We start from the raw sequence: 23,468 nt of genomic DNA on the forward strand, positions 1-23,468 counted from the left end.
CATGCTGCGACGCCAGGCCCTCAAACTCGGTAGCGTATTGCTCAGCGCCCTCACCCTGGGCGGCTGGAGCCTGTTCCGCAACAAAGGCAGCGAGCCCCTGCTGCTGTCGGCGCGTGACGACGGCGACGGAAAGCACTATGCGGTCGGGTTCCGCCTGGACGGCACCCAGGTGTTCAGCACCCAGGTTGCCCAACGTTGCCATGCCATCATCCATCACCCGCAACTGCCGATCGCCCTGTTCGTCGCCCGCCGTCCCGGCACCGAAAGCTACCTGGTCGACCTGCGCGACGGGCGCCTGCTGCAGACCGTCACCTCGCAGCCGAACCGGCACTTCTACGGCCACGCAGTCATTCACAAAAGCGGCGAATGGTTGTATGCCACCGAGAACGACACCACCGACCCGGGGCGTGGCGTACTCGGCGTTTACCGCTTCGAAGGCGAGCGCCTTGTGCACAGCGGCGAAATCCCGACCCACGGCATCGGCCCGCACGAAGTGGCCTGGTTGCCGGACGGCGAGACGCTGGTCGTGGCCAACGGCGGTATCCGCACCGAAGCCGAAAGCCGGGTGGAGATGAACCTCGACGCCATGGAACCGAGCCTTGTGCTGATGCAGCGCGACGGCACCCTGCTGAGCAAGGAAACCCTGGCCCAGCAGATGAACAGCGTGCGCCACCTGGCGGTGGGTAGCGATGGCACCATCGCCGCCTGCCAGCAATTCATGGGCGATGCCGATGAAACCGCCGAACTGCTGGCGATCAAGCGCCCGGGCGAACCATTCAAAGCTTTCCCGGTGCCGGAGCGGCAGTTGCAGGCCATGGCCCAGTACACCGCCAGCGTGGCTATCCACAGCGAGCTGCGGCTGGTAGCGCTGACCGCGCCACGGGCCAACCGCCTGTTCATATGGGACCTGGACAGCGGCGCGGTGCGGCTGGATGCGCCGATGCCCGATTGCGCGGGGGTGGGCGCGGTGCAGGACGGTTTTGTCGTCACCTCCGGGCAGGGCCGTTGCCGGTTCTATGATTGCCGCAAGGCCGAGCTGGTCGGGCAACCGATGAACCTGCCGTCCGGGTTCTGGGACAACCACCTGCATCTGGTCTGATTTTTTCTATAAGGGACCGCGTAACCCGCTGACTGCGCGGTTCCTGTGGGAGCGGGCGTGCCCGCGAAGAGGCCAGCACAGGCATTTCACTCCCCTTCCCCCAGAAAACAGTCAATAATTCCCCCAACCACGTGGGCAGGATCGCCCGTTGTCGTGTCTAAACGAATAACAACCGCATCCAAGGAACCGGACCTATGCTGCGCCGCCGCATGCTCACCATGTTGGCCGTGGTTCTGCTGATCGTGCTGGCCCTGGGGGGCTACAAAGCCTTTTCGATCTACCAGCAGATCCAGATGTTCACTGCCCCCAAGCCGCCCATCACCGTGGCGGCCGCCTTCGCCGAACAGCGCCCATGGCAAGAGCGCCTGCCCGCCGTTGGCAGCCTCAAGGCGCTACAGGGCGTGGAACTGAGCCTGGAGGTGGAAGGCATCGTCAAGGCGCTGCACTTCGACTCGGGGCAGCAGGTCAAGGCCGGGCAACTGCTGCTGCAACTCAACGACGACCAGGAAACCGCCCTGCTCGGCACCGCCCAGGCCGACCTCGGCCTGGCCAAGGTCGATTTCGGCCGTGGCAGCCAGCTGGTTGGTGATTCGGCCATTTCCCGCGGCGAGTTCGACCGCCTCACCGCCCAGTATCGGCGCAATCAGGCGGTGGTCGACCAGCTCAAGGCATCGAAGACCAAGAAAAGCATCAGCGCCCCGTTCAGCGGCACCATCGGCATTCGCCAGGTGGACGTCGGCGACTATCTGGCCGCCGGCACGGTGATTGCCACCCTGCAGGACACCTCCAGCCTGTACGTCGACTTCAACGTACCGGAACAAGCCCTGCCTCGCCTGAGCCTGGGCCAGCAAGTGCTGGTGCAGGTAGCCGCCTACCCGGGCCAGACCTTCCCCGCGAGCCTCAGCGCCATCAACCCCAAGGTCGAGGAAACCACGCGCAACATGCTGGTGCGCGCGACCATGGCCAACCCGGACGGCAAGTTGCTGCCGGGCATGTTCGCCAGCCTGCTGATCCTGCTGCCCAACCCGCAGCCACAAGTGGTCGTGCCGGAAAGCGCCATCACCTACACCCTCTATGGCAACTCGGTGTATGTCGCCACGCCGAAAAAGGACAAGGACGGCAAGCCGGTAAACGACGACAAGGGCCAGCCGCAGCTCACCGCAGAACAGCGCACGGTACAGACCGGCGAGCGCCGTGACGGCGTGGTGGTGGTCAGCAAGGGGTTGCAGGCCGGGGAACAGGTGGTCACCGCCGGCCAACTGAAGCTCACCCCCGGCGCCGCGATCCGCATCGGCCAGGACAAAGCCCTCAAGCCCGCCCAGGGCGCGCCGGGCAAGGACTGACAGGAGGCTGGCATGGCGTTCACCGACCCGTTCATCCGTCGCCCGGTGCTGGCCAGCGTGGTCAGCCTGCTGATCCTGCTGCTGGGCTTCCAGGCCTGGAACAAGCTGCAGATCCGCCAGTACCCGCAAATGGAAAACGCCCTGATCACGGTAACCACCGCCTACCCCGGTGCCAACGCCGAGACCATCCAGGGCTATATCACCCAGCCGCTACAGCAAAGCCTGGCCAGCGCCGAAGGCATCGACTACATGACCTCGGTGAGCCGGCAGAATTTCTCGATCATCTCCATCTACGCACGCATCGGCGCTGACAGCGACCGGTTGTTCACCGAGCTGCTGGCCAAGGCCAACGAAGTACGCAACAAGCTGCCGCAGGACTCGGAAGACCCGGTACTGAGCAAGGAAGCCGCCGATGCCTCGGCACTGATGTACATCAGTTTCTACAGCAAGGAGATGAGCAACCCGCAAATCACCGACTACCTGTCACGGGTGATCCAGCCCAAGCTGGCAACCCTGCCGGGCATGGCCGAAGCGGAGATCCTCGGTAACCAGGTGTTCGCCATGCGCATCTGGATCGACCCGGTGAAACTGGCAGGCTTCGGCCTGTCGGCCACCGATGTGACCAACGCCGTGCGGCGCTACAACTTCCTCTCTGCCGCCGGCGAGGTAAAAGGCGAATACGTGGTCACCAGCATCAACGCCAGCACCGAACTGAAGTCGGCCGAGGCGTTCGCCGCCCTGCCGGTCAAGATCAATGGTGACAGCCGCGTGCTGTTGGGCGACGTGGCACGGGTCGAGATGGGGGCAGAAAACTACGACACGGTCAGCTCGTTCGACGGCACCCCGTCGGTGTACATCGGCATCAAGGCCACGCCAGCCGCCAACCCGCTGGACGTCATCAAGGAAGTGCGGCGCATCATGCCCGAGCTGGAAAGCCAGCTGCCCTCGGCGCTGAAGGTATCGATCGCCTACGACGCCACGCTGTTCATCCAGGCCTCCATCGACGAAGTGATCAAGACCCTCGGTGAAGCCGTGCTGATCGTCATCGTCGTGGTGTTTCTGTTCCTCGGCGCCCTGCGTTCGGTGTTGATCCCGGTGGTGACCATCCCGCTGTCGATGATCGGCGTGCTGTTCTTCATGCAGATGATGGGTTACTCGCTCAACCTGCTGACCCTGCTAGCCATGGTGCTGGCCATCGGGCTGGTGGTGGATGATGCGATCGTCGTGGTAGAGAACATCCACCGGCACATGGAGGAAGGCAAGTCGCCGTTCGAAGCGGCCCTCGAGGGTGCCCGCGAAATCGCCATGCCGGTGGTGTCGATGACCATCACCCTGGCGGCAGTGTACGCGCCGATCGGCTTCCTGACCGGGCTTACCGGCGCACTGTTCAAGGAGTTTGCCCTGACCTTGGCCGGTGCGGTGATCATCTCCGGCATCGTCGCCCTCACCCTGTCACCGATGATGTGCGCGCTGTTGTTGCGCCGGGAGCAGAACCCCAGTGGCCTGGCCCATCGCCTGGACGTGCTGTTCGAACGCCTGAAGGTGCGCTACCAGCGTCTGTTGCACGCCACCCTCGACAGCCGGCCGGTCGTGCTGGTGTTTGCCGTTATCATCCTGTGCCTGATTCCGGTACTGCTGAAGTTTACCCAGAACGAACTGGCGCCCAACGAGGACCAGGGCGTGATCTTCATGATGAGCAGCTCGCCGCAGCCGGCCAACCTTGATTACCTCAACGCCTACACCGACCAGTTCACCCCGCTGTTCAAGGCGTTCCCCGAGTATTACTCGTCGTTCCAGATCAACGGTTTCAACGGCGTGCAGACCGGCATCGGCGGCTTCCTGCTCAAGCCCTGGAACGAGCGCGAGCGCACGCAGATGGAACTGCTGCCGCTGGTACAGCGCAAGCTTGAGGAAATCAGCGGTCTGCAGATCTTCGGCTTCAACCTGCCGTCGCTGCCCGGCACCGGCGAGGGCCTGCCATTCCAGTTCGTGATCAACAGCGCTGGTGACTACCCGGCACTGCTGGATGTGGCCCAGCGCATCAAGGCTCGCGCCCAGGAATCCGGCAAGTTCGCCTTCCTCGACATTGACCTGGCCTTCGACAAGCCCGAAGTAGTGGTGGATATCGACCGGGCCAAGGCGGCGCAGATGGGCGTGTCGATGGACACCTTGGGCAGCACCCTGGCGACCTTGCTGGGCGAGGCGGAGATCAACCGTTTCACCCTCGAAGGCCGCAGTTACAAAGTGATCGCCCAGGTCGAGCGGCCTTACCGCGACAACCCCGGCTGGCTGAACAACTACTACGTGAAGAACGACCAGGGCCAGTTGCTACCGCTATCCACCCTGATCACCCTCAGCGACCGCGCCCGCCCGCGCCAGCTCAACCAGTTCCAGCAACTGAACTCGGCAATCATCCAGGGTGTGCCCATGGTCAGCCTCGGCGAGGCGCTGCAGACCGTACAGGCTATCGCCCGCGAAGAGGCGCCGGAAGGCTTCGCTTTCGACTATGCCGGCGCGGCCCGCCAGTACGTGCAGGAAGGCAGCGCACTGTGGGTAACCTTCGGCCTGGCGTTGGCAATCATCTTCCTGGTGCTGGCGGCGCAATTCGAAAGCTTCCGCGACCCGCTGGTGATTCTGGTGACGGTGCCGTTGTCGATCTGTGGCGCGCTGTTGCCGCTGTTCCTTGGTCTATCGAGCATGAACATCTACACCCAGGTGGGGCTGGTAACGCTGATCGGGCTGATCAGCAAGCACGGCATCCTCATTGTCGAGTTCGCCAACCAGCTGCGCGAGGAACGCGGCCTGAGCGTGCGTGAGGCGATCGAGGAAGCTGCGGCGATTCGCCTGCGCCCGGTGCTGATGACCACGGCGGCGATGGTATTCGGCATGGTGCCGCTGATTCTGGCAACCGGGGCGGGGGCGGTCAGCCGCTTTGACATCGGCACGGTGATTGCCACCGGTATGTCGATCGGCACGCTGTTTACCCTGTTTGTGTTGCCTTGCGTCTACACCTTGCTTGCGCACAAGGCGAAAGCCAGGGAACCCGCTGTAGCCTGATCCGGCCTCTTCGCGGGCTCGCCCGCTCCCACAGGCACAGCGTCAGGTTCGGGTCCTGTGCAGTACCTGTGGGAACGGGCAAGCCCGCGAAGAGGCCGGCAATGCAGATGCAAAAATGCCAGAGGCCCCGCAATCGCGAGGCCTCTGGCATTTCTGAGCGCGCCGGGCTCAACCGAACGGCCGCAACCCCTGGCGCATGCCGAACAGGAACAGCAGCAGGTCCTGATCCGGCGCGACCTTGGCCTGTTGCTGCGGTTTCACATCCCGCGGCAACGCGCACTGGTCGGCCAGTTCGGCCTTGCTGAACACTGTTGGCCTCGGCTCCTCCCAGGCCGCCACCGCCACGGTGGTCACCGCCAGGCCAGCTACCAGGAACAAAGCTCGAGCTATTTCTAGTTTCATTGCTCTAACCCTTTGACAGCGCTGCCAAACGCCATCTGGTAAAAGTAGAGCAGGGTTTGCCATTCTGCGTCATTGATCGACGAGTGGCGGCGCAGCTGGCGCAGGTCATTGCCCGCTGCGCGCTGACAGCTGATGCGCCGCCGGCATTTTTCCAGGTCCAGCAGGGCAACCTCGACCCGGGCCTGTTCGCCTTCACCCACCACCTTGACGAACACGTGCTTGCCGTACAGGCAGCCGTGCTGCCAGTGCCCCAGGTGCATGCGCGCCAGGTTGTCCGCCAGGTCCTTGAGCATGCGCTCATGCACCACCTGTGGGTAACGCTCGCGGGCACCTTCGGCATGCCAGGTGTCGAGTTCGACGAAGCCGTCGAGTGCTTCGCTGACCAGCAGCGCACGCCACTGGTGATCGGCACCACGCTCGGCGCCACAGAAGACGATGCGCGGTACACGCACGCCCAGTTGCTCGAAGCTGTTCAACGCATCGAGCTCACGCAATACGGTCGGCCGGCCAAAAGGGTGCAGCAGGCTACGGTAGATATGCCCGACCTGACGCTTGGCATACAGCAGCTTGCCGTTGCCATCGTTGAGGCGTTGCACACCACTCTCGCCACCACGGCGCTGGTTAGGCTCCTCGACCCACTCGCCCTGCTGGCGCCAGTAAAAATCGAACCGCGACTCCCCACTCTGGGCTACAGCCATCAAATACTACCCCTTACGCAATACATAGACCCGCCACATGGCATAGAACGGCAGGAAGTCGAGGCGTTCCTGGATTCTGAAGCCGGCGGCTCGAAATTCTTCTTCGACCGTGTCGGCCGGTAACACAAAACGGTTCTGGTAATTGTCCTGGTCGCCCTTCCTGGCGCTGCGGCGCTGTTCCAGCTTTTTCCGGCGCCAGGCCTTGAAGTTACCATCCACCCACAGTGACAGGATCACACTATCACGGCTAACACGTTGAAATTCCGAAAGAATGGTCTTTCTGTGCGCCGCTTCGCCAATGTGGTGGAACAGGCGCATGCAGAAAATGCTGTCCACCGAGTTGTCTGGCAAGTCGATGGCAAACGCGGAAGTTTGCAAAGGACGTACCCGTGCCACTACCTCTGGCGCTTGCGCGGTACAGGCTGTCTCGATCATCGCTTCGGAGTTGTCGGCGCCGATGATCACTCGGTTGGGCTTTTCTGCCAGCAACGGCCAGAAGCGGCCCGCACCACATGGCAGGTCGAGGACCAGGCCAGGTTCACCTGCCAATGCCAAGGCGCGACGCGCCAGTTGCTCATCACGCTTGTGGGAAAGGCGCCGCGCCAGGCCGTCCTGGTGCTTGAGAAAGTACTCGCGGGCATGTTCTTTGTCGTACTTCTCGGAAAATTCAAGCTTGATGGGGCTACGCATTGGGCATCTCCTGACTCCATTCCGCCCACATTAGGTAAGCAAGCGTAGGAATCAGGTCATGCTCATGTGAAAAATATGTTGAGCCCCGAATGACCTGTTACAACTGATTACTCGACCAACGCCTCCGGGTCGCCCTTGGCTGCGGTATTGCTAAGGTCCACCCTGAAGCGGCAGCCGTGCGGCAAGGTCGAGGTCAGGGTGACCTGCCACCCCTGGTCGTCGCAGATCCGCTGTACCAGCGACAGGCCCAGGCCCAGCCCCTCGCCGCGTCGCTCGTCGCCGCGCACGAACGGCCGGAACATGGCCTCGCGCTGTTCTTCCGGGATACCCACGCCACTGTCCTCCACGCTGAAGCCATTGGCTTCCAGGCTCAGGCGGATATAGCCGCTATCGGTGTAGTGCGCGGCATTGCGCAGCAGGTTGCCCATCACCGACTGCAGGAAGGTGGCGTTGTACAGCACCGGGCTGGCACTGACGCGGCCATCGAAATACAGCGCCAGGCCCTTCTGCTCGATAGTGTCGCGCCAAACGCCGACCAGTTCGTCAGCCACTTCGCGAAGGGTAGCCCGCGAAGCCACCGCACCCTCGTCGCGCTGTGCCCGGGCCAGCATCAGGAAGGTCTTGACCAGTTCGCGCATTTCTTCCGTGGCCCGCGCCACACGCTCCACCTGGCTACGCGAACGGGCGTCCAGCGTCGGGTTTTCCATCAGCAGTTCGCACGAGGTCGCCAGCACCATCAAGGGCGTGCGCAGCTCGTGACTGACGTCGCTGGTGAACAACCGTTCGCGGGTCAGCGCATCGCGCAGGCGGCCCAAGGTATCGTCGAAAGCTACCGCCAGTTGGCCGACTTCGTCCGCGGCATAGTCCGGCGCCAGGGGCGGGGCCAGGCCCAGCAGCTGGTCGCGGTGGCGTACCTGACGCGCCAGGCGGATCACCGGTGCCATCACCCGGCGCGCCACCAGCCAGCCGAGAATGACCGCCAGCACCAGGCTGAGCACGAAGCCTACCACCACCACCGCGAACAGCAGCCGTTCGCGTTCCTCGAAGTCACTCTGGTCCTGCAACAGCACATAACGGCGACCGTCGACGATCTCGACCATGGCGTGGTAAGACAGCTGGTCGCGGAACACCTCATGGAAGCCTCGGTCGAGGTGGCGCAAGTCTTTGGGCAGTTCGAAATCGTCACGCCCGCCGCTGAAGTAGAACAGCTGGTCGGGGCGGGGCCGGTGGCTCCAGTCACTGACGCTGTCCATGCGCAGCAGACGCTGCAAGTCGCCGCCCAATACCGTGGAAATCAGCCGTTCTTCGACCAGGTGCACAGTGCCGACAATGCCGAAGGCGAAGGCCCCGGCCACCAGCGCACTCATCAGGGCAAAGGCGATGATGATGCGCTGGGCAAGGCTTTGCTTAAACTCCATCACGGCCCTCGGCGAGGCGATAGCCGACGCCATGGACGGTATGCAGCAGCGGTTTTTCGAACGGCTTGTCGATCACCTGGCGCAGCTGGTGCACGTGGCTGCGCAGGCTGTCGCTGTCGGGGCAATCATCGCCCCACAGGGCTTCTTCCAGCACTTCACGGCGCAACACGTGCGGGCTTTTCTGCATCAGCACCGCCAGCAGCTTGAGGCCGACCGGGTTGAGCTTGAGCAGGCGGCCCTGGCGGGAAACTTCCAGGGTGTCCAGGTCGTAGCTCAGGTCAGCCACCTGCAGGGTACGCCGTCCACCGCCCTGGGCACGACGCAGCACCGCTTCGATGCGTGCGGCCAGCTCCGACAGGGCGAAAGGCTTGAGCAGGTAATCGTCGGCACCGGAGCGGAAGCCTTGCAGGCGATCATCCAGTTGGTCGCGGGCAGTGAGCATGATCACCGGCGTGTCACGGCGAGCGTCTTCGCGCAGACGCTTGGCACAGCGTGTAGCCGTCGATGCCGGGCAGCATGATGTCGAGAACGATCAGGTCGTAGTGCTCGGTGGCAGCCAGGTGCAGGCCGGACAGGCCATCCTGGGCGCAGTCGACGGTATAGCCCTTCATGCCCAGGTAATCGGCCAGATTGGCCAGGATATCGCGGTTGTCTTCAACCAAAAGAATGCGCATCGGTTTCTCCTGTGCGGCGCTTCTCGCTGTGGTGCGCGGCAGGCGCAGCTTAAGGCCTATGCCGGCGGGGTGCCAGCCCTGGGGAAAATTCACCGCACTTGACGGTTTTTTCACTGATCCTTCACGGACACAGGATAGCGGGCGGCCGACAATGCCCGATCTTTTTCGCGCCCTGGAGCCGTCATGCAGCAACCAAACCGCCCTCGCCCGCTCAATTTCTGGCTTTACCTGGGGCTCCCCTTGGCGACCGCGCTGGGCTTGATCCTGCTGGAACTGACCTCGGTCGACATGGACATTGCCAACCTGTTCTTCGACCCTGCCGCCGGGCAGTTCATCGGCCGCCACAGCTATTTGCTGGAGAACATCCTGCATGACCGGGTCAAGCAAATGGTGATCCTGCTGGGCGTGCTTTCGCTACTGACCTTTGCCGCCAGTTTCTTCGTGAAGCGCCTGTTCGGCTGGCGCCGTGAGCTGGGTTGCCTGGTGCTGGCGCTGGGCCTGTCGACGGCGTTTGTCACGCCACTGAAAAAGGTCACCCAGGTGCAGTGCCCGTGGAGCCTGACCCAGTTTGGCGGCACCGAGACCTACAGCAAGCTGCTGGAACCGCGGCCGGCGACCGACAAGCCCGGGCTGTGCTGGCCAGGCGGGCATGCGGCAACCGGGTTCTGCCTGTTCGGTCTGTTCTTCATGTTGCGTGATCGCAAGCCGCGGCTGGCGCGGGCGGCCTTGGCGGTGGCCTTCGTGGCCGGGTCGGTGCTTTCACTGGGGCGGATGATGCAGGGGGCACACTTCCTGTCGCATAACGTGTGGACGGCTGTGTTCTGCTGGTTGATCGGGTTGGGGTCGTATTACCTGGTTCTGTATCGTCGGGGAATGGCTGAGGTACCTGCCGCTGAGCGTAGCGTCGCCTGACCCAGGGGCCGCTTTGCGGCCCTTTCGCGACACAAGGCCGCTCCTACAGGTTACGCGATCCCTTGTAGGAGCGGCCTTGCGTCGCGATGGGCTGCGCAGCAGCCCCAATGGCCCCCAACAGGAAAACAAAAAAGCCCCGGTTCTCGCGAACCGGGGCTTTTTGATGGTGCTGGGGGTAAGGCTGGCTTACATCATGCCGCCCATGCCACCCATGCCGCCCATGTCAGGCATGCCAGCAGCTGGCTTGTCTTCCGGCAGGTCGGCAACCATGGCTTCGGTGGTGATCATCAGACCGCCGATCGAAGCAGCAGCTTGCAGCGCCGAACGGGTGACCTTGGCTGGGTCGAGGATGCCCATCTCGATCATGTCGCCGTATTCGCCGGTAGCAGCGTTGTAACCGAAGTTACCCGAACCTTGCTTGACCTTGTCAGCGACAACGCTTGGCTCGTCGCCGGCGTTGGCAGTGATCTGGCGCAGCGGCGCTTCAACGGCGCGACGCAGCAGGGCGATACCGACGTTCTGGTCTTCGTTGTCGCCTTTGAGGTTGGCAATGGCAGCCAGGGAGCGAACCAGGGCTACACCGCCGCCAGGCACCACGCCTTCTTCAACGGCTGCACGGGTAGCGTGCAGGGCGTCTTCAACGCGGGCTTTCTTCTCTTTCATTTCAACTTCGGTGCCGGCACCGACCTTGATCACGGCAACACCGCCAGCCAGCTTGGCCAGACGCTCTTGCAGCTTCTCACGGTCGTAGTCCGAGGAAGTTTCTTCGATCTGGGCGCGGATCTGCTTGACGCGCGCTTCGATCTCGCCGTCGGCGCCAGCGCCGTCGATGATGGTGGTGTTTTCCTTGGACAGGATGACGCGCTTGGCGTTACCCAGGTGCTCCAGGGTAGCGGTTTCCAGGGACAGGCCGATTTCTTCGGAGATGACCTGGCCGCCGGTCAGGACGGCGATGTCCTGCAGCATGGCCTTGCGGCGGTCGCCGAAGCCCGGCGCCTTGACCGCAGCAACCTTGACGATGCCGCGCATGTTGTTGACTACCAGGGTAGCCAGGGCTTCGCCTTCAACGTCCTCGGCAACGATCAGCAGTGGGCGGCCGGCCTTGGCAACGGCTTCCAGAACTGGCAGCAGCTCACGGATGTTGGAAATCTTCTTGTCGACCAGCAGCAGCAGCGGGCCTTCCAGCTCGGCTACCATGGTGTCCGGCTTGTTGACGAAGTACGGCGACAGGTAGCCACGGTCGAACTGCATGCCTTCGACGACCGACAGTTCGTTTTCCAGGCCCGAGCCTTCTTCAACGGTAATCACGCCTTCTTTACCGACTTTTTCCATGGCTTCGGCGATGATTTCACCGATGGAGTTGTCGGAGTTGGCGGAGATGGTACCTACCTGGGCGATGGCCTTGGAGTCGGCGCATGGCTTGGACAGGTTCTTCAGCTCGGCGACAACGGCGGCGGTGGCCTTGTCGATGCCGCGCTTCAGGTCCATCGGGTTCATACCGGCAGCGACGGCTTTCAGGCCTTCGTTGACGATGGCCTGAGCCAGAACGGTAGCGGTGGTGGTGCCGTCACCGGCAGCGTCGTTGGCCTTGGAAGCCACTTCCTTGACCAGCTGGGCGCCCATGTTTTCGAAAGCGTCTTTCAGCTCGATTTCTTTGGCGACGGAAACGCCGTCCTTGGTGATGGTCGGTGCGCCGAAGCTCTTGGCCAACACCACGTTGCGGCCTTTCGGGCCCAGGGTCGCTTTTACCGCGTCAGCCAGAACGTTGACACCAACCAGCATTTTCTTACGAGCGGAATCGCCGAATTTTACGTCTTTAGCAGCCATGATCGTTTAATCCTTGAAATTCTTTGGAGTAACGGGAAGTCAGGAAATCAGCCTTCGATAACGGCGAGGATTTCGTTCTCGGCCATGACCAGCAGGTCTTCGCCATCGACTTTCACGGTGTTGCTGCCCGAGTAAGGGCCGAAAACCACTTTGTCACCCACTTTCACGGCCAGCGCACGAACTTCGCCGTTGTCCAGGATGCGACCGGTGCCGACGGCGACGACTTCGCCGCGGTTTGGTTTTTCAGCGGCCGAACCTGGCAGGACGATACCGCCAGCGGTTTTCGATTCTTCTTCGCTGCGACGGATGACTACGCGGTCATGCAGAGGACGAAGCTTCATTGTCGATCTCTCCCAAATAGTGGTTTTCATCGGCCGGTGTGACACCGGCGGGTTGATGCTGTCCGGCGTTGCCGGGGGTGGCCCGCAATGGGCGAACCACCTGAGTTATGCCTGGTGTTGCCACCAGAAACCTTGCGGTGACCACTACATGAGGCCGCCATATTCAATTACAAGGCTTGTTTCAGAAAATTTTTCATTAGCCTGAAAAGCTTGGGGCCGCTTCGCGCCCCTTTCGCGGCACAAGGCCGCTCCTACAGGGGGTCGTGAACTCTGCAGGAGCGGCCTTGTGCCGCGAAAGGGGCGCGAAACGGCCCCAGGTTGTTACTTGTCGCGGCGTTCGTATTCGCCTTCGATCACGTTCGGACGGTGCCCGCCATCACGCGGCTGTGCCTGGAACGGGTCGTCCTGGAATGCGCGCTGGCGCATGGCCTGCGCCTCGGCACGCTCGCGCATCTTGCGTGCAGCCAGATGACGGGTGAATGGCAGCAGGCATAGCAGGCCCAGCACGTCGCTGATGAAACCTGGCAGCAACAGCAGGCCGCCACCCACGGCCAGCATCATGCCCTGGAACATGTCCTCGGCGGGCAACTCGCCACGCTGCAGGCTTTCACGTGCGCGCAGCGCGGTGGCCAGCCCGGCCACGCGCATTACCAGCACACCCAGCGCGGAGCCGGCGATGATCAGCAGCAGCGCCGGGAAGAAACCGATGGCGGCACTGACCTTGACGAAGACGAACAGCTCCAGCACGGGAAACAGGAGAAACAGCAGTAGAAAAGCACGCATCAAAGCATTCCTCGTCGGAAGAGAACCTTCCTGTAAGACCAACAGATGGATGCGTGCGCTCGGCTTTTCAACCCTCGACTGCCGTCGCAACCGGCCACTGGTCGGCGCGGGCCAGCAGAACCAGGGCTTCGCGGACTTGTGTCGGCGTGTTGCAAGCATCAGGGAAAGGCAACCAGTACACCGCCTGGCCGATACGCAAGTGCATGCCTTCACTGTCCACCCCGACCATTTGCGCCGGCGCATGGCGTGGCAAACCGGTCAGCTCCACATAATGGGCGATGGCGTTGGCGTGGTCGTTGTTCATGTGCTCGACCATGCTCGCTTCGGCCTTGCCGGCGAACGGGTTGGCCAGGGTCACCTGGTCGAGCCAGTGGATCGCGCCGAAGCCGCCGATGTAGCGGTGGCGTACAGGTTGTAGCACCCAGAAGTCGAAGTCGTGGGCCTTGTGGTAGTTGGCGGCGTCCGGGAAATAGCGGTAGTAGCGTTCGGCGGCAGCGTCGATGGCAGCCTCGTCCACCAGCTTGTGCGCTTCGGCCATTACCGTAAGGCGCCCCACGGCTTGCACGTCCTCGGCTTCTCGCTCACCGACCAGCAGCGAGCACTTGGGGTCTTTCTGCAGGTTGTGGGTGTGCTGGGCGATGCGGCTGATCAGGATCAGCGGGTTGCCCTGAGCGTCCAGACAGTACGGCACGACCGAACCGAAGGGGTAGCCGGGCATCGACCTGGAATGGGTCGAGAGCACGCCGCGGTATTCCTTGAGCAGTAGCTCCCGGGCGGGGCGAATGGCTTTGGTACTCACTTGGGGGAACTCCTGGCGGCGGACTGGGTGGCCACAAGATAGCATTATCAGTTGCAGTGCCAATGGGGCTGCTGCGCAGCCCTTTCGCCGGCAAGCCAGCTCCCACAATAACCGCGAAATGCCCAGGCCTGTGCCGTACCTGTGGGAGCTGGCTTGCCGGCGATGGGCCGCAATGCGGCCCCAAAGATCTACCAGGTAACGCCAAAGCCTGCGGTATAGCGGGTCTTGTCCAGGTCACTCTCACGGGTACCGGTGATGATGTCCTTCTCCGCCTTGAGGTTGAGCGAGGCCCATTCGGTGACCTTGTAGCGCAGGCCGACCTCGGCATCCAGCGCGTAGTCGGCGACGCCACCCAGTGGCTTGGCGAACTCACCGTTGGTGAACAACTGCACGTTCTTGCCAATCAGGTAGCGGGTGTAATCCCACTTCACTGCCGCAGAATAGAAGTTGTCCTTGGCGCCATCCTGGTATTCGAAGTCGGTGCGGTTGATCAGCGACCCCAGCGAGAACGCGCCCAGTTCGTCGTCCCAGAACTGGTAACCCGGGCCGGTACCCACGGTGCGCTGGCGGGCCAGGTCTTCGACGCGGTCGCGCTTGTACTCCATGCGCCCCTGCCAGAACCACTTCTCGGTGAGGAAGCGGTCCAAAGCGTACTCGGCACTCCAGTTGTCGGTGGTGGTGACGTCGTCCTTCGTCTCGCGGTTGTATTCGCCTTCGGCGTTGTGCCGCCAGCGGCCATGGCGGGCGCTGGTCTTGAAGCCGACGTCATAGTCGTCGGTGTCGTTCTCGGCGCGCTTGTAGTCCAGCGCCACGTCGACGTTGCCCTTCCACACGAAGTCTTCCACCAGAGGTTTGGGCTTCATGATCTGCTCGATGCTGGCCAGCTCCACGGTCTTCGGCGCATCGCCATTGGCCAGGGTCACCTTGCCGGGCTCGGCGGCTTTCAGCGACTTGGCACGCTCACCGCTGTAGGCGTCCTGCTTGACCAGCATCTCCTGGTCGCTCTCAAGGGTCTGGACTTCTTTCCAGTCCAGGGCGATGGAACCGCCATAGGGGGTTTCCAGCAGCAGCTTGCCGCCATCGAAGACTTTGATCTTGCCGCTGAGCCGGTCACCGTTTTTCATCCACACGGTGTCGGCGAACACCGGGGAGGCGCACAGGGAAACAGCAAGCAGGCACAACAAGGATCTAGAATACATAAGCGGGCTATTGTTTGCGGACTTCGGGTTCGATTTGACGAAAAAAGCCGGGCATTATCCAGATAACCACGACCAGAGCAAGGAAAGACCGGGAGCATGCCGTTGAGTTCAACTCTCATTTGCCAGACCGTCGGTCCGGTTTCATCTGCAGCCCACTGGGGGCCTGATGTCTGACGGATATGAGCATGCCCTGGAATCCGCCGAGGGCCGACGAACGGCGCTGTATTCGGTACTCGGCCAGGTGCCGGCCGGCAAGGTGGTCAGTTATGGCCAACTGGCCGAGCTGGCGGGCCTTGGTCGGGCAGCACGCTGGGTCGGACGCACCCTTGGGCAACTGCCAGCAGATACTCGGCTGCCCTGGCATCGGGTGCTTGGCGCTGGTGGCCGGCTGAGCCTGGCACTGGGTACCCCGTCGGGGGATGAACAACGGGCGCGGCTGCGCGCGGAGGGTGTGAATGTAGCCAACAATCGTGTGGATATGACGCGCCATGGCTGGCGCCCGATGGAGCACAGCGGTTAGAGTGCGCGCTTTGTTTTCGCAAATTTGAGGCAGATGTTGGCCCATGCCCCGTAAAACCTGGCGCGCTGCGCTTGCTGCCTATGCCAGCCCGTCAACCTTGGTACTTTTGCTGCTCGGCTTCGCCGCCGGCCTGCCCTACATGCTGGTGTTTTCCACCCTTTCCGTGTGGCTGCGCGAAGCTGGCGTGGCCCGCGAGACCATTGGTTACGCCAGCCTGATCGGCCTCGCCTACGCCTTCAAGTGGGTATGGTCGCCACTGCTTGACCAATGGCGCCTGCCGCTGCTCGGCAGCCTGGGGCGCCGGCGTTCGTGGCTGCTATTGTCGCAAGCGCTGGTAGTGATCGGGCTGGTCGGCATGAGCCTGTGCGACCCGCAGCAGCACCTGTCATGGCTGATCGCCCTGGCGGTGCTGGTGGCCTTCGCTTCGGCCACCCAGGACATCGCCGTCGATGCCTACCGCCTGGAAATCGCCGACGACCAGCGCCAGGCCGCGCTCGCCGCCAGCTATATGGCCGGCTACCGGGTGGCCGCCCTGCTGGCCACGGCTGGAGCACTGTTCTTCGCCGAGTGGTTCGGCTCCACCGGCTTCAGCTACCTGCACAAGGCCTGGGCCGGCACCTACGTCATGTTCGCGGTGATGATGCTGCCCGCCGTGTTCACCACCCTGATCATGCGCGAGCCGCCCGTACCCATGCGCACCCAACTGTCGGCGGCGCGCTACGGGCTGGTGCACCAGTTGGCCTCGGTGTTCGTGCTGATCATCCTGCTGGTGTCGGTACCGGCCAGCTTCACCCAGATGTTCAATACCGGCTGGTCCAGCGTCATTTCTGGTGATGCCACGCCCCTTGACCTGCTGCTGGAAGACCGCGCCTTCCTGCGCCTGATCCTGTACGTGCTGCTGACCTGGGCGTGCCTGTCGAGCCTGGGCCGTCGCGGCCTGGCACCGGTGCTGACCCCGGTCAACGACTTCATCGCCCGCTACCGCTGGCAAGCCTTGCTGTTGCTCGGCCTGATCGCCACCTATCGCATGTCGGACACGGTCATGGGCGTGATGGCCAACGTGTTCTACATCGACATGGGCTTCACCAAGGACCAGATCGCCAGTGTCAGCAAGATCTTCGGCCTGATCATGACCCTGGTCGGTGCCGGGGTGGGCGGCCTGCTGATCGTGCGCTTCGGCATCATGCCGATCCTGTTCATCGGTGGCGCAGCTTCGGCCGCCACCAATATCCTGTTCATGATGCTGGCTGACATGGGCCCCAACCTGCAAATGCTGGTGGTGACCATCTCGCTGGACAACTTCAGCTCCGGCCTGGCCACATCGGCCTTCGTCGCTTACCTGTCGAGCCTGACCAACCTGAAGTTCTCGGCTACCCAGTATGCGTTGCTCAGCTCGATCATGCTGCTGCTACCAAGGCTGATCGGGGGTTATTCGGGGGTCATGGTGGAGAAGTTCGGTTACCACGACTTCTTCCTGATCACTGCGCTGCTGGGTGTGCCGACCCTGATCCTGATTGCCCTGCAGTGGCGCCAGGAGGCCGGGCCGGGCAAACCGGTGGCAGCGGAAGGTTCGGCGGCCGAGCGGCCCTGACGGTTTTGTATTGCCTGAACCGGCCTCTTCGCGGGCTTGCCCGCTCCCACAGGTAAAGCACTGCCCTTGAGACCTGTGCAGTCCCTGTGGGAGCGGGCAAGCCCGCGAAGAGGCCGGTTCAGGCAATGAAGATTACTGGGTAACAGCGTCGGCTCGTCCACCCACCACAAGCCACAGCGGCCACAACGCCAAGGCCCCCGCCACACCCGCCGCCAGGGCAAAGTGCAGCAAGCTGGCCCCGGCACCTATCATCGCCAGCAGCGCCCCACCCAGCCCCAGCAGGGCAATGGTGATCATCCCCAGCATGGCCGAGACCAGGCCTTTGCTCTGCTCGCTGGCGAACAGCGTCATGCGATACAGCACCGCGTTGGCCACGCCCAACCCCAGCGCGTACAGCGACATGCCCGCCACCACACTGGTCACGCTCGGCCAGTACCAGGTCGCCAGCACCATCAGGCACAGGCCGGCCAGATATGGCCACAATGCACCACGCACCAGCGCCGGCAGTGGATAGCGGTCGGCGATGCGGTTGATGATCAGGTTGCCAAGGATCAGCCCGCCAAACACCGGCAACTGCCACAAGGCGTATGCCATGGTGCTCAGCCCCTCATCGTGGATCAGCAGTACCGGTGACAGGCCGATCCAGCCAATCAGCGGCAGGCCGACCAGGCCCAGCGCCGCGCTGCCAGCGACAAAGCGGCGGTTGGCCAGCAACTGGCCGTAGCCGGCCAGCAGCGGCAGCAGGTGGATCGGCGTGAACGCCAGGCGCGAGCCGTCACGGCGCTCCACGCCAAGCGTTTCCGGCATCAGCCGGTACAGCAGCAGCCAGGCCAGCACTGCGCCGATGGCGAAGGCCACGAACAGCCAGCGCCAGTCCAGCCACTGCAGCAGCAAGGTGCCCACCAACGGCCCGAGCAATGGCGAGAGCAAGGCGATATTGGCCAGCAGGGCCATCATGCGCACGGCATCCGCTTCACTGAAGGCTTCGTTCAGGGCCGGGTAGCTGACCGTGACCACAAACCCCAGGCCGATGCCCTGCAGCAGCCGCAGCAAATTGAACAGACCGATGTCGTGAACCCAGAAGGTGGCCAGGCAGGCCAGGCCGAAGAACGCGCAGCCCGTCAGCAGCAACGGGCGCCGGCCATAGCGGTCGGCCAGCGGGCCGATCAGCCATTGCAGCACCACGCCCCCCAGCAGGTACAGGTTGAGGGCGTGAGGAATGTATTCGGGGCTGGCGTTCAGGTCGCCGACAACCACCGGCATGGCCGGCATGACGGCATCGCTGGCCAGGTAGGTAAGCAGCTCGAACAGGGCCAGGGTCAGACCGAACAGCAAGGCGCGCAGGGGGGTGATGTACAGCAGTGGTTTCATGATGGCGTATCGGGTGTGGCAGGTGGGGTCAGGCTATATGCCAGAAATGGCGGGGTATTGCTGTGAACAAGTGTAAAAAAGCCGGGGCCGCTGCGCGCCCCATCGCCGGCAAGCCAGCTCCCACAGGTACAACACAGGCCTGAGGACTGCGATGACCCTGTGGGAGCTGGCTTGCCGGCGATGGGGCGCGTAGCGGCCCCGGCTTTGTGCCGTATTACTGCGCTGCAGTCTCCTGCACCACGCGAATCACCCGCTGCGGGAACGGAATGTCGATCCCTTCGGCCTTCAACCGGTCACGTGCATGCTCGTTGAGCATGAACATCACGTCCCAGTAATCGGCAGTCTTGGTCCACAAGCGCAACGACACGGTGATCGAGCTGTCGCCCAGCGTCGCGACCACGGCCTGCGGCGCCGGGTCGGGCAGCACCCGTGGGTCCTGCGCCAGCTCCAGCAGCACATTGCGGGCCTTCTGCAGGTCGGCCTCGTAGTCCACGCCCACGTCGAACACCACCTTGCGTGTAGGCTGGCGGTTGGTGTTGGTGATGATGCCGTTGGACAGGCTGCCGTTGGGCATGATCACGGTCTTGTTGTCACCGGTACGCAACACGGTGTGGAAAATCTGGATGCTGTCGACGGTGCCGGCCACGCCTTGTGCCTCGATCCAGTCACCGATGCGGAACGGGCGGAACAGCAGGATCAGCACACCACCGGCAAAGTTTGCCAGGCTGCCCTGCAACGCCAGACCGATGGCCAACGTGGCACCACCAATCGCAGCCACGAACGAAGTGGTCTCGATGCCGATCATCGAGGCAACGCTGATCGCCAGCATGACCTTGAGGATTATGTTGGCCAGGGTGCGGATGAAGCCCTGCAGTGCGGGGTCCTGTACGCGCAAACCCACCAGCCTGGCGAGTCGATCACTGACCACGTTGGTAAGCCACCAGCCAATCGCCAAGGTCAGCAGTGCCAGCAGCAGGCGGCTGCCGTATTCCATGATCAAGGGGACCCAGGTCTGCGATTGGCGGACCAGCTGATCGACTTCAGCGTTCAAATCCATATTCATCTCCTGATGCCGAACGGCATGTACACGTATAGCAAGCCGCCGTCGGTTCGGCGGCCTTGGCCCCCATGGACATCATTACGCTATCGGGGTTCCGGACAACCCTGCGATCAGTCGCGGAAGTTGTTGAACTGCAGCGGCATGTCGAATTCCTTGGTACGCAGCAGGGCGATGGCTTCCTGCAGGTCGTCACGCTTTTTACCGGTTACGCGTACCTGCTCGCCCTGGATCGCGGCCTGCACTTTCAGCTTGGCATCCTTGATGGTGGCGACGATCTTCTTCGCCAGGTCCTTGTCGATGCCTTCGCGGAACTTGGCTTCCTGTTTCTTTTCCTTGCCCGAGGCGTACGGGTCCTTGGTTTCCAGGCACTTCACGTCGATCTTGCGCTTGACCAGCGCCAGGCGCAGGATTTCCAGCATCGCTTCGAGCTGGAACTCTTCCTCGGCGGTGAGCATCACGGTCTGCTCTTTGTCCTTGAACTCGAAGGTGCCCTTGCCCTTGAGGTCGTAGCGGCGGTCCAGGTCCTTGATGGCGTTGTCGACCGCGTTCTGCACTTCGTGCTTGTCCAGTTCCGATACCACGTCGAACGAAGGCATGGTTGTTCTCCCAAAATAAAAGCGCGCTCAGGCTGAAGATGGAGCGCGCTGGGTTTGACGGTTAAAATGCGGGCTCATTATAACGGGTTGCGAAACGCATATGAGCAGCACCTGGCATATTCTCGGCGCCGGTAGCCTGGGCAGCCTGTGGGCTTGCCGCCTGGCGCGCGCAGGCAAGGCAGTGCGCCTGATCCTGCGTGACGGGCAACGGCTGCAGGCCTACCAGCAGGCCGGCGGCCTGACCCTGGTCGAACAGGACCAGCCCCGCCACTACGCCATCCCCGCCGAAACCGCGCAGGCACCCGGCCCGATCCATCGCCTGCTGGTGGCCTGCAAGGCTTACGACGCCGCCCCGGCTATCGCTGGCGTGGCACCGCGTCTGGTCGAGGGCGCCGAGGTGCTGCTGTTGCAGAACGGCCTCGGTAGCCAGGACGAAGTCGCCGACCTGGTGCCGCGCGCACGCTGCATTTTCGCCTCCAGTACCGAAGGGGCGTTCCGCGAGGGTGACTGGCAGGTACGCTTTGCCGGCCACGGTTTCAATTGGTTGGGCGACCCACGCAACCCGACGACCCCGGCCTGGTTCGATGATCTGCACCAGGCCGGCATCCCCGCCGAGTGGACGGTGGATATCCTCACCCGCCTGTGGCGCAAGCTGGCGCTCAATTGCGCCATCAACCCGCTGACCGTGCTGCACGACTGCCAGAACGGCGGGCTGCTGGGGCACCTGGGCGAAGTGGACGCCCTGTGCGCCGAACTGGCCCACCTGCTGTGCCGCTGCGGCCAGCCGCAAGCGGCAGACGGGCTGGACGAAGAAGTGCAGCGGGTGATCCTTGCCACCGCGGCCAACTACTCTTCCATGTACCAGGATGTACGCGCGGGTCGGCGCACCGAGGTGCACTACCTGCTTGGCCACGCCTGTCGCGCCGCTGGCCGTCATGGCCTGCAGCTGCCGCAGCTGGAACACCTGCTGCAGCGCCTGGTCGATAACCTGCGCGTGCGTGGTTTACCCTGCGACTGACGCGGCCCTTACAACCGGATACGGACATTGCCTTGCCCATGACCTTGCGCCAACGCCTGGAAAACCTCCCGGTCGGGCAGAAGCTGCTGGCGGCCCTGCTGGTACTGCTGGTGACCATCCTGCTGGTGGCCAACCTCACCTTCATCAGCGCCGCCTACTGGATCACCCAGGAAAGCATGGCACCGCAGGCGCTGCAGACAATCGGCCGGCTGGTGGCCAACCCGCAGCTGGCGGCACGCGCCGGCGATGCGCCGGACACCGCCAGCGCCCTGCTCAAGGAACTCGACAGCTACACACCGCTGCGCGCCGCCGCCGTCTACGGTGGCGATGGCCGCATCCTGGCGCAGTTGCAGCACGGCGAACCACTGGCCCTGCCCAAGCGTTTTCGCGACATCGACGGCTGGCGCCTGATGGAGTTTCGCAGCACCCAGCTGATCCGCATGCCACGTGACGCCAACCCGCCAGCGCACCTGCTGCTGGTGGCCAGCAGCGAACTGCCCACGGCTTTCTACACCGGTACCCTCAGCGCCAGCCTGGGCATCCTGGTGTTCAGTATCCTGCTGTGGATCGTCATCGCCCGGCAGATCAAACGCCTGATCACCCAGCCGATCAACCAGCTCGAAGAGCTCAGCCGCCAGGTCACCCGCGAAGAGAGCTATGCCCTGCGTGCGCAGCGCGGCAACGACGATGAAATCGGCAGCCTGGCCGAAGCGTTCAATACCATGCTCTCGCGTATCGAAGCCCGCGAACAGCAGCTCAAGCGCACCCGCGACGAGTTTCAGGAGGCCTATGACCAGGCCCAGGGCCTGGCCGAGGAAACCCGCCACACCAACCGCAAGCTGGAGCTGGAAGTGCAGGTGCGCAGCAAGATCGAGAAAAAGCTCACCGGCTTCCAGAACTACCTCAACAGCATCATCGACTCGATGCCCTCGGCGCTGATCGCCCTCGACGAACAGCTCTACGTGACCCAGTGGAACCACGAAGCCACGGTGCTTTCCGGCACGCCACTGGACGAAGCGCTGAACCAGCCGATCTTCATCGCCTTCGAACCGCTCAAGCCGTTCCTGCCGCAACTGAAGGAAACCGTGGAGAAACACCGCGTTGCCAAGATTGAGCGGGTCACCTGGCCCAAGGGCGACGACCTGCGCCACTATGCCCTGACCTTCTACCCGCTGACCGGTGGCGGCGGCCGTGGCGTGGTCATCCGCATCGACGACATCACCCAACGCCTGTCGCTGGAAGAAATGATGGTGCAATCGGAGAAGATGCTTTCGGTCGGTGGCCTGGCGGCCGGGCATGGCCCACGAGATCAACAACCCGCTGGGCGCGATCCTGCATAACGTGCAGAACATCCGCCGGCGGCTGTCACCCGAGCTGCCGCGCAACCTGGAACAGGCCGAAGAACTGGGCATCGACCTGCCCATGGTCAACCGCTATCTGGAAAGCCGCGAAGTGCCGCAATTGCTCGACGGCATCCAGCAGGCCGGTGCCCGGGCGGCGAAAATCGTCACCCACATGCTCAGCTTCAGCCGCCGCAGCAACCGCCAGCTGGCGCCGTGCGACCTGCCGGCACTGATCGACCAGGCGCTGGAGATCGCCAGCAACGACTTCGACCTGGCCATCGGCTTCGACTTCAAGGGCCAGGCCATCGTGCGCCAGTTCGACCCCGAACTGGGGCCGGTACCGTGCACCGCCAACGAGCTGGAGCAGGTGCTGCTCAACCTGCTGAAAAACGCCGCCCAGGCCATCCACCAGCGGCCACAGCCGAGCGAGCCCGGGCGCATCACCCTGCGTACCCGCCTGAACCCGCCATGGGCAGAAATCCAGGTCGAGGACAACGGCATCGGCATGCCCGAAGGAGTGCGCAAGCGCACCTTCGAGCCGTTCTTCACCACCAAGGAAATCGGCCAGGGCACCGGGCTGGGCCTGTCGGTCTCGTACTTCATCATCACCAACAACCACAAGGGGCAGATGGAAGTGCAGTCCACGCCCGGCCAGGGCACCTGCTTTACCCTGCGCCTGCCCCTCGGCCAGCCGACAACGGCGGCGCCGGCGAAAACGGAGAAGTGA

The 23,468-nt window shown here is 63.2% G+C and carries 19 protein-coding genes and 2 pseudogenes; 8 read left to right on the top strand and 13 right to left on the bottom strand.

What is annotated here, in order from left to right; all coding sequences use genetic code 11:
* Nucleotide 1 precedes the first annotated feature (1 nt).
* The 3 genes from QIY50_05685 to QIY50_05695 all read left to right on the top strand — a co-directional run bounded on the left by QIY50_05685 (nt 2) and on the right by QIY50_05695 (nt 5,499).
* Nucleotides 2-1,099 carry a DUF1513 domain-containing protein gene (locus QIY50_05685; GenBank protein WGV21722.1) on the top strand — a complete coding sequence of 366 codons (1,098 nt, stop codon included), beginning with the start codon at nt 2-4 and terminating at the stop codon, nt 1,097-1,099.
* A 194-nt stretch (nt 1,100-1,293) separates the two neighbouring features.
* Nucleotides 1,294-2,442, top strand: a complete 1,149-nt coding sequence (locus QIY50_05690; GenBank protein ID WGV21723.1) for an efflux RND transporter periplasmic adaptor subunit — start codon at nt 1,294-1,296, stop codon at nt 2,440-2,442.
* 12 nt (nt 2,443-2,454) lie between these two features.
* Nucleotides 2,455-5,499 (top strand): multidrug efflux RND transporter permease subunit, encoded by a 3,045-nt coding sequence (locus tag QIY50_05695; GenBank protein ID WGV21724.1) that lies wholly within the window; start codon nt 2,455-2,457, stop codon nt 5,497-5,499.
* 168 nt (nt 5,500-5,667) lie between these two features.
* Here the strand turns inward: QIY50_05695 and QIY50_05700 are convergent, their stop codons facing one another.
* From QIY50_05700 to colR, 5 genes and pseudogenes are all read right to left on the bottom strand, one after another.
* Nucleotides 5,668-5,901, bottom strand: a complete 234-nt coding sequence (locus tag QIY50_05700; GenBank protein WGV21725.1) for a hypothetical protein — start codon at nt 5,899-5,901, stop codon at nt 5,668-5,670.
* On the bottom strand, nt 5,898-6,599 hold the full coding sequence (locus QIY50_05705) for a lipopolysaccharide kinase InaA family protein (protein WGV21726.1): 702 nt from the start codon (nt 6,597-6,599) through the stop codon (nt 5,898-5,900). Before QIY50_05705 ends, QIY50_05700 begins: the two co-directional genes overlap by 4 nt.
* Nucleotides 6,600-6,605: 6 nt before the next feature.
* Complete coding sequence (locus tag QIY50_05710; protein ID WGV21727.1) at nt 6,606-7,289, bottom strand: class I SAM-dependent methyltransferase; 684 nt, start codon at nt 7,287-7,289, stop codon at nt 6,606-6,608.
* Nucleotides 7,290-7,396: 107 nt separating this feature from the next.
* Nucleotides 7,397-8,707: a HAMP domain-containing sensor histidine kinase gene (locus QIY50_05715; GenBank protein WGV21728.1), complete on the bottom strand. Its 1,311-nt coding sequence runs from the start codon at nt 8,705-8,707 to the stop codon at nt 7,397-7,399.
* A pseudogene (colR, locus tag QIY50_05720) lies at nt 8,697-9,381 on the bottom strand (two-component system response regulator ColR). Before colR ends, QIY50_05715 begins: the two are co-directional and overlap by 11 nt.
* Before the next feature lie 183 nt (nt 9,382-9,564).
* Here colR and QIY50_05725 point away from each other — a divergent pair.
* On the top strand, nt 9,565-10,293 hold the full coding sequence (locus tag QIY50_05725; protein ID WGV21729.1) for a phosphatase PAP2 family protein: 729 nt from the start codon (nt 9,565-9,567) through the stop codon (nt 10,291-10,293).
* 186 nt (nt 10,294-10,479) lie between these two features.
* Here QIY50_05725 and groL read toward each other — a convergent pair whose 3' ends face one another.
* The 5 genes from groL to QIY50_05750 form a co-directional block, all read right to left on the bottom strand.
* On the bottom strand, nt 10,480-12,120 hold the full coding sequence (gene groL / locus QIY50_05730; protein WGV21730.1) for a chaperonin GroEL: 1,641 nt from the start codon (nt 12,118-12,120) through the stop codon (nt 10,480-10,482).
* A 47-nt stretch (nt 12,121-12,167) separates the two neighbouring features.
* Nucleotides 12,168-12,461, bottom strand: coding sequence for a co-chaperone GroES (locus tag QIY50_05735; protein ID WGV21731.1), 294 nt, complete (start codon nt 12,459-12,461; stop codon nt 12,168-12,170).
* Nucleotides 12,462-12,782: 321 nt separating this feature from the next.
* Nucleotides 12,783-13,244, bottom strand: a complete 462-nt coding sequence (gene fxsA / locus QIY50_05740; GenBank protein ID WGV21732.1) for a membrane protein FxsA — start codon at nt 13,242-13,244, stop codon at nt 12,783-12,785.
* Nucleotides 13,245-13,311: 67 nt separating this feature from the next.
* Complete coding sequence (locus QIY50_05745) at nt 13,312-14,043, bottom strand: DUF2470 domain-containing protein (GenBank protein ID WGV21733.1); 732 nt, start codon at nt 14,041-14,043, stop codon at nt 13,312-13,314.
* A 188-nt stretch (nt 14,044-14,231) separates the two neighbouring features.
* Nucleotides 14,232-15,242: a DUF481 domain-containing protein gene (locus QIY50_05750; GenBank protein ID WGV21734.1), complete on the bottom strand. Its 1,011-nt coding sequence runs from the start codon at nt 15,240-15,242 to the stop codon at nt 14,232-14,234.
* 166 nt (nt 15,243-15,408) lie between these two features.
* Between QIY50_05750 and QIY50_05755 the strand changes: the two genes are divergently transcribed.
* Entirely contained in the window at nt 15,409-15,762 is a 354-nt protein-coding gene (locus tag QIY50_05755) for an MGMT family protein (GenBank protein ID WGV21735.1), read from the top strand.
* A 43-nt stretch (nt 15,763-15,805) separates the two neighbouring features.
* On the top strand, nt 15,806-17,353 hold the full coding sequence (locus tag QIY50_05760) for an AmpG family muropeptide MFS transporter (protein ID WGV21736.1): 1,548 nt from the start codon (nt 15,806-15,808) through the stop codon (nt 17,351-17,353).
* A 132-nt stretch (nt 17,354-17,485) separates the two neighbouring features.
* Here the strand turns inward: QIY50_05760 and QIY50_05765 are convergent, their stop codons facing one another.
* From QIY50_05765 to QIY50_05775, 3 genes are all read right to left on the bottom strand, one after another.
* The gene (locus QIY50_05765) at nt 17,486-18,724 is read right to left on the bottom strand and encodes an MFS transporter (protein ID WGV21737.1); all 1,239 of its coding nucleotides are present in this window, start codon (nt 18,722-18,724) and stop codon (nt 17,486-17,488) included.
* A 214-nt stretch (nt 18,725-18,938) separates the two neighbouring features.
* Nucleotides 18,939-19,781: a mechanosensitive ion channel family protein gene (locus QIY50_05770; protein WGV21738.1), complete on the bottom strand. Its 843-nt coding sequence runs from the start codon at nt 19,779-19,781 to the stop codon at nt 18,939-18,941.
* A gap of 113 nt (nt 19,782-19,894) precedes the next feature.
* On the bottom strand, nt 19,895-20,380 hold the full coding sequence (locus QIY50_05775; GenBank protein ID WGV21739.1) for a YajQ family cyclic di-GMP-binding protein: 486 nt from the start codon (nt 20,378-20,380) through the stop codon (nt 19,895-19,897).
* A gap of 100 nt (nt 20,381-20,480) precedes the next feature.
* Here QIY50_05775 and QIY50_05780 point away from each other — a divergent pair, with 100 nt between their 5' ends.
* Together QIY50_05780 and QIY50_05785 are read left to right on the top strand one after the other, a co-directional pair.
* Nucleotides 20,481-21,398 carry a putative 2-dehydropantoate 2-reductase gene (locus tag QIY50_05780; GenBank protein ID WGV21740.1) on the top strand — a complete coding sequence of 306 codons (918 nt, stop codon included), beginning with the start codon at nt 20,481-20,483 and terminating at the stop codon, nt 21,396-21,398.
* Nucleotides 21,399-21,436: 38 nt separating this feature from the next.
* Nucleotides 21,437-23,468 (top strand): annotated as a pseudogene (locus QIY50_05785) (ATP-binding protein).

It is taken from the genome of Pseudomonas putida (assembly GCA_029953615.1).
Classification (GTDB): Bacteria; Pseudomonadota; Gammaproteobacteria; order Pseudomonadales; family Pseudomonadaceae; genus Aquipseudomonas.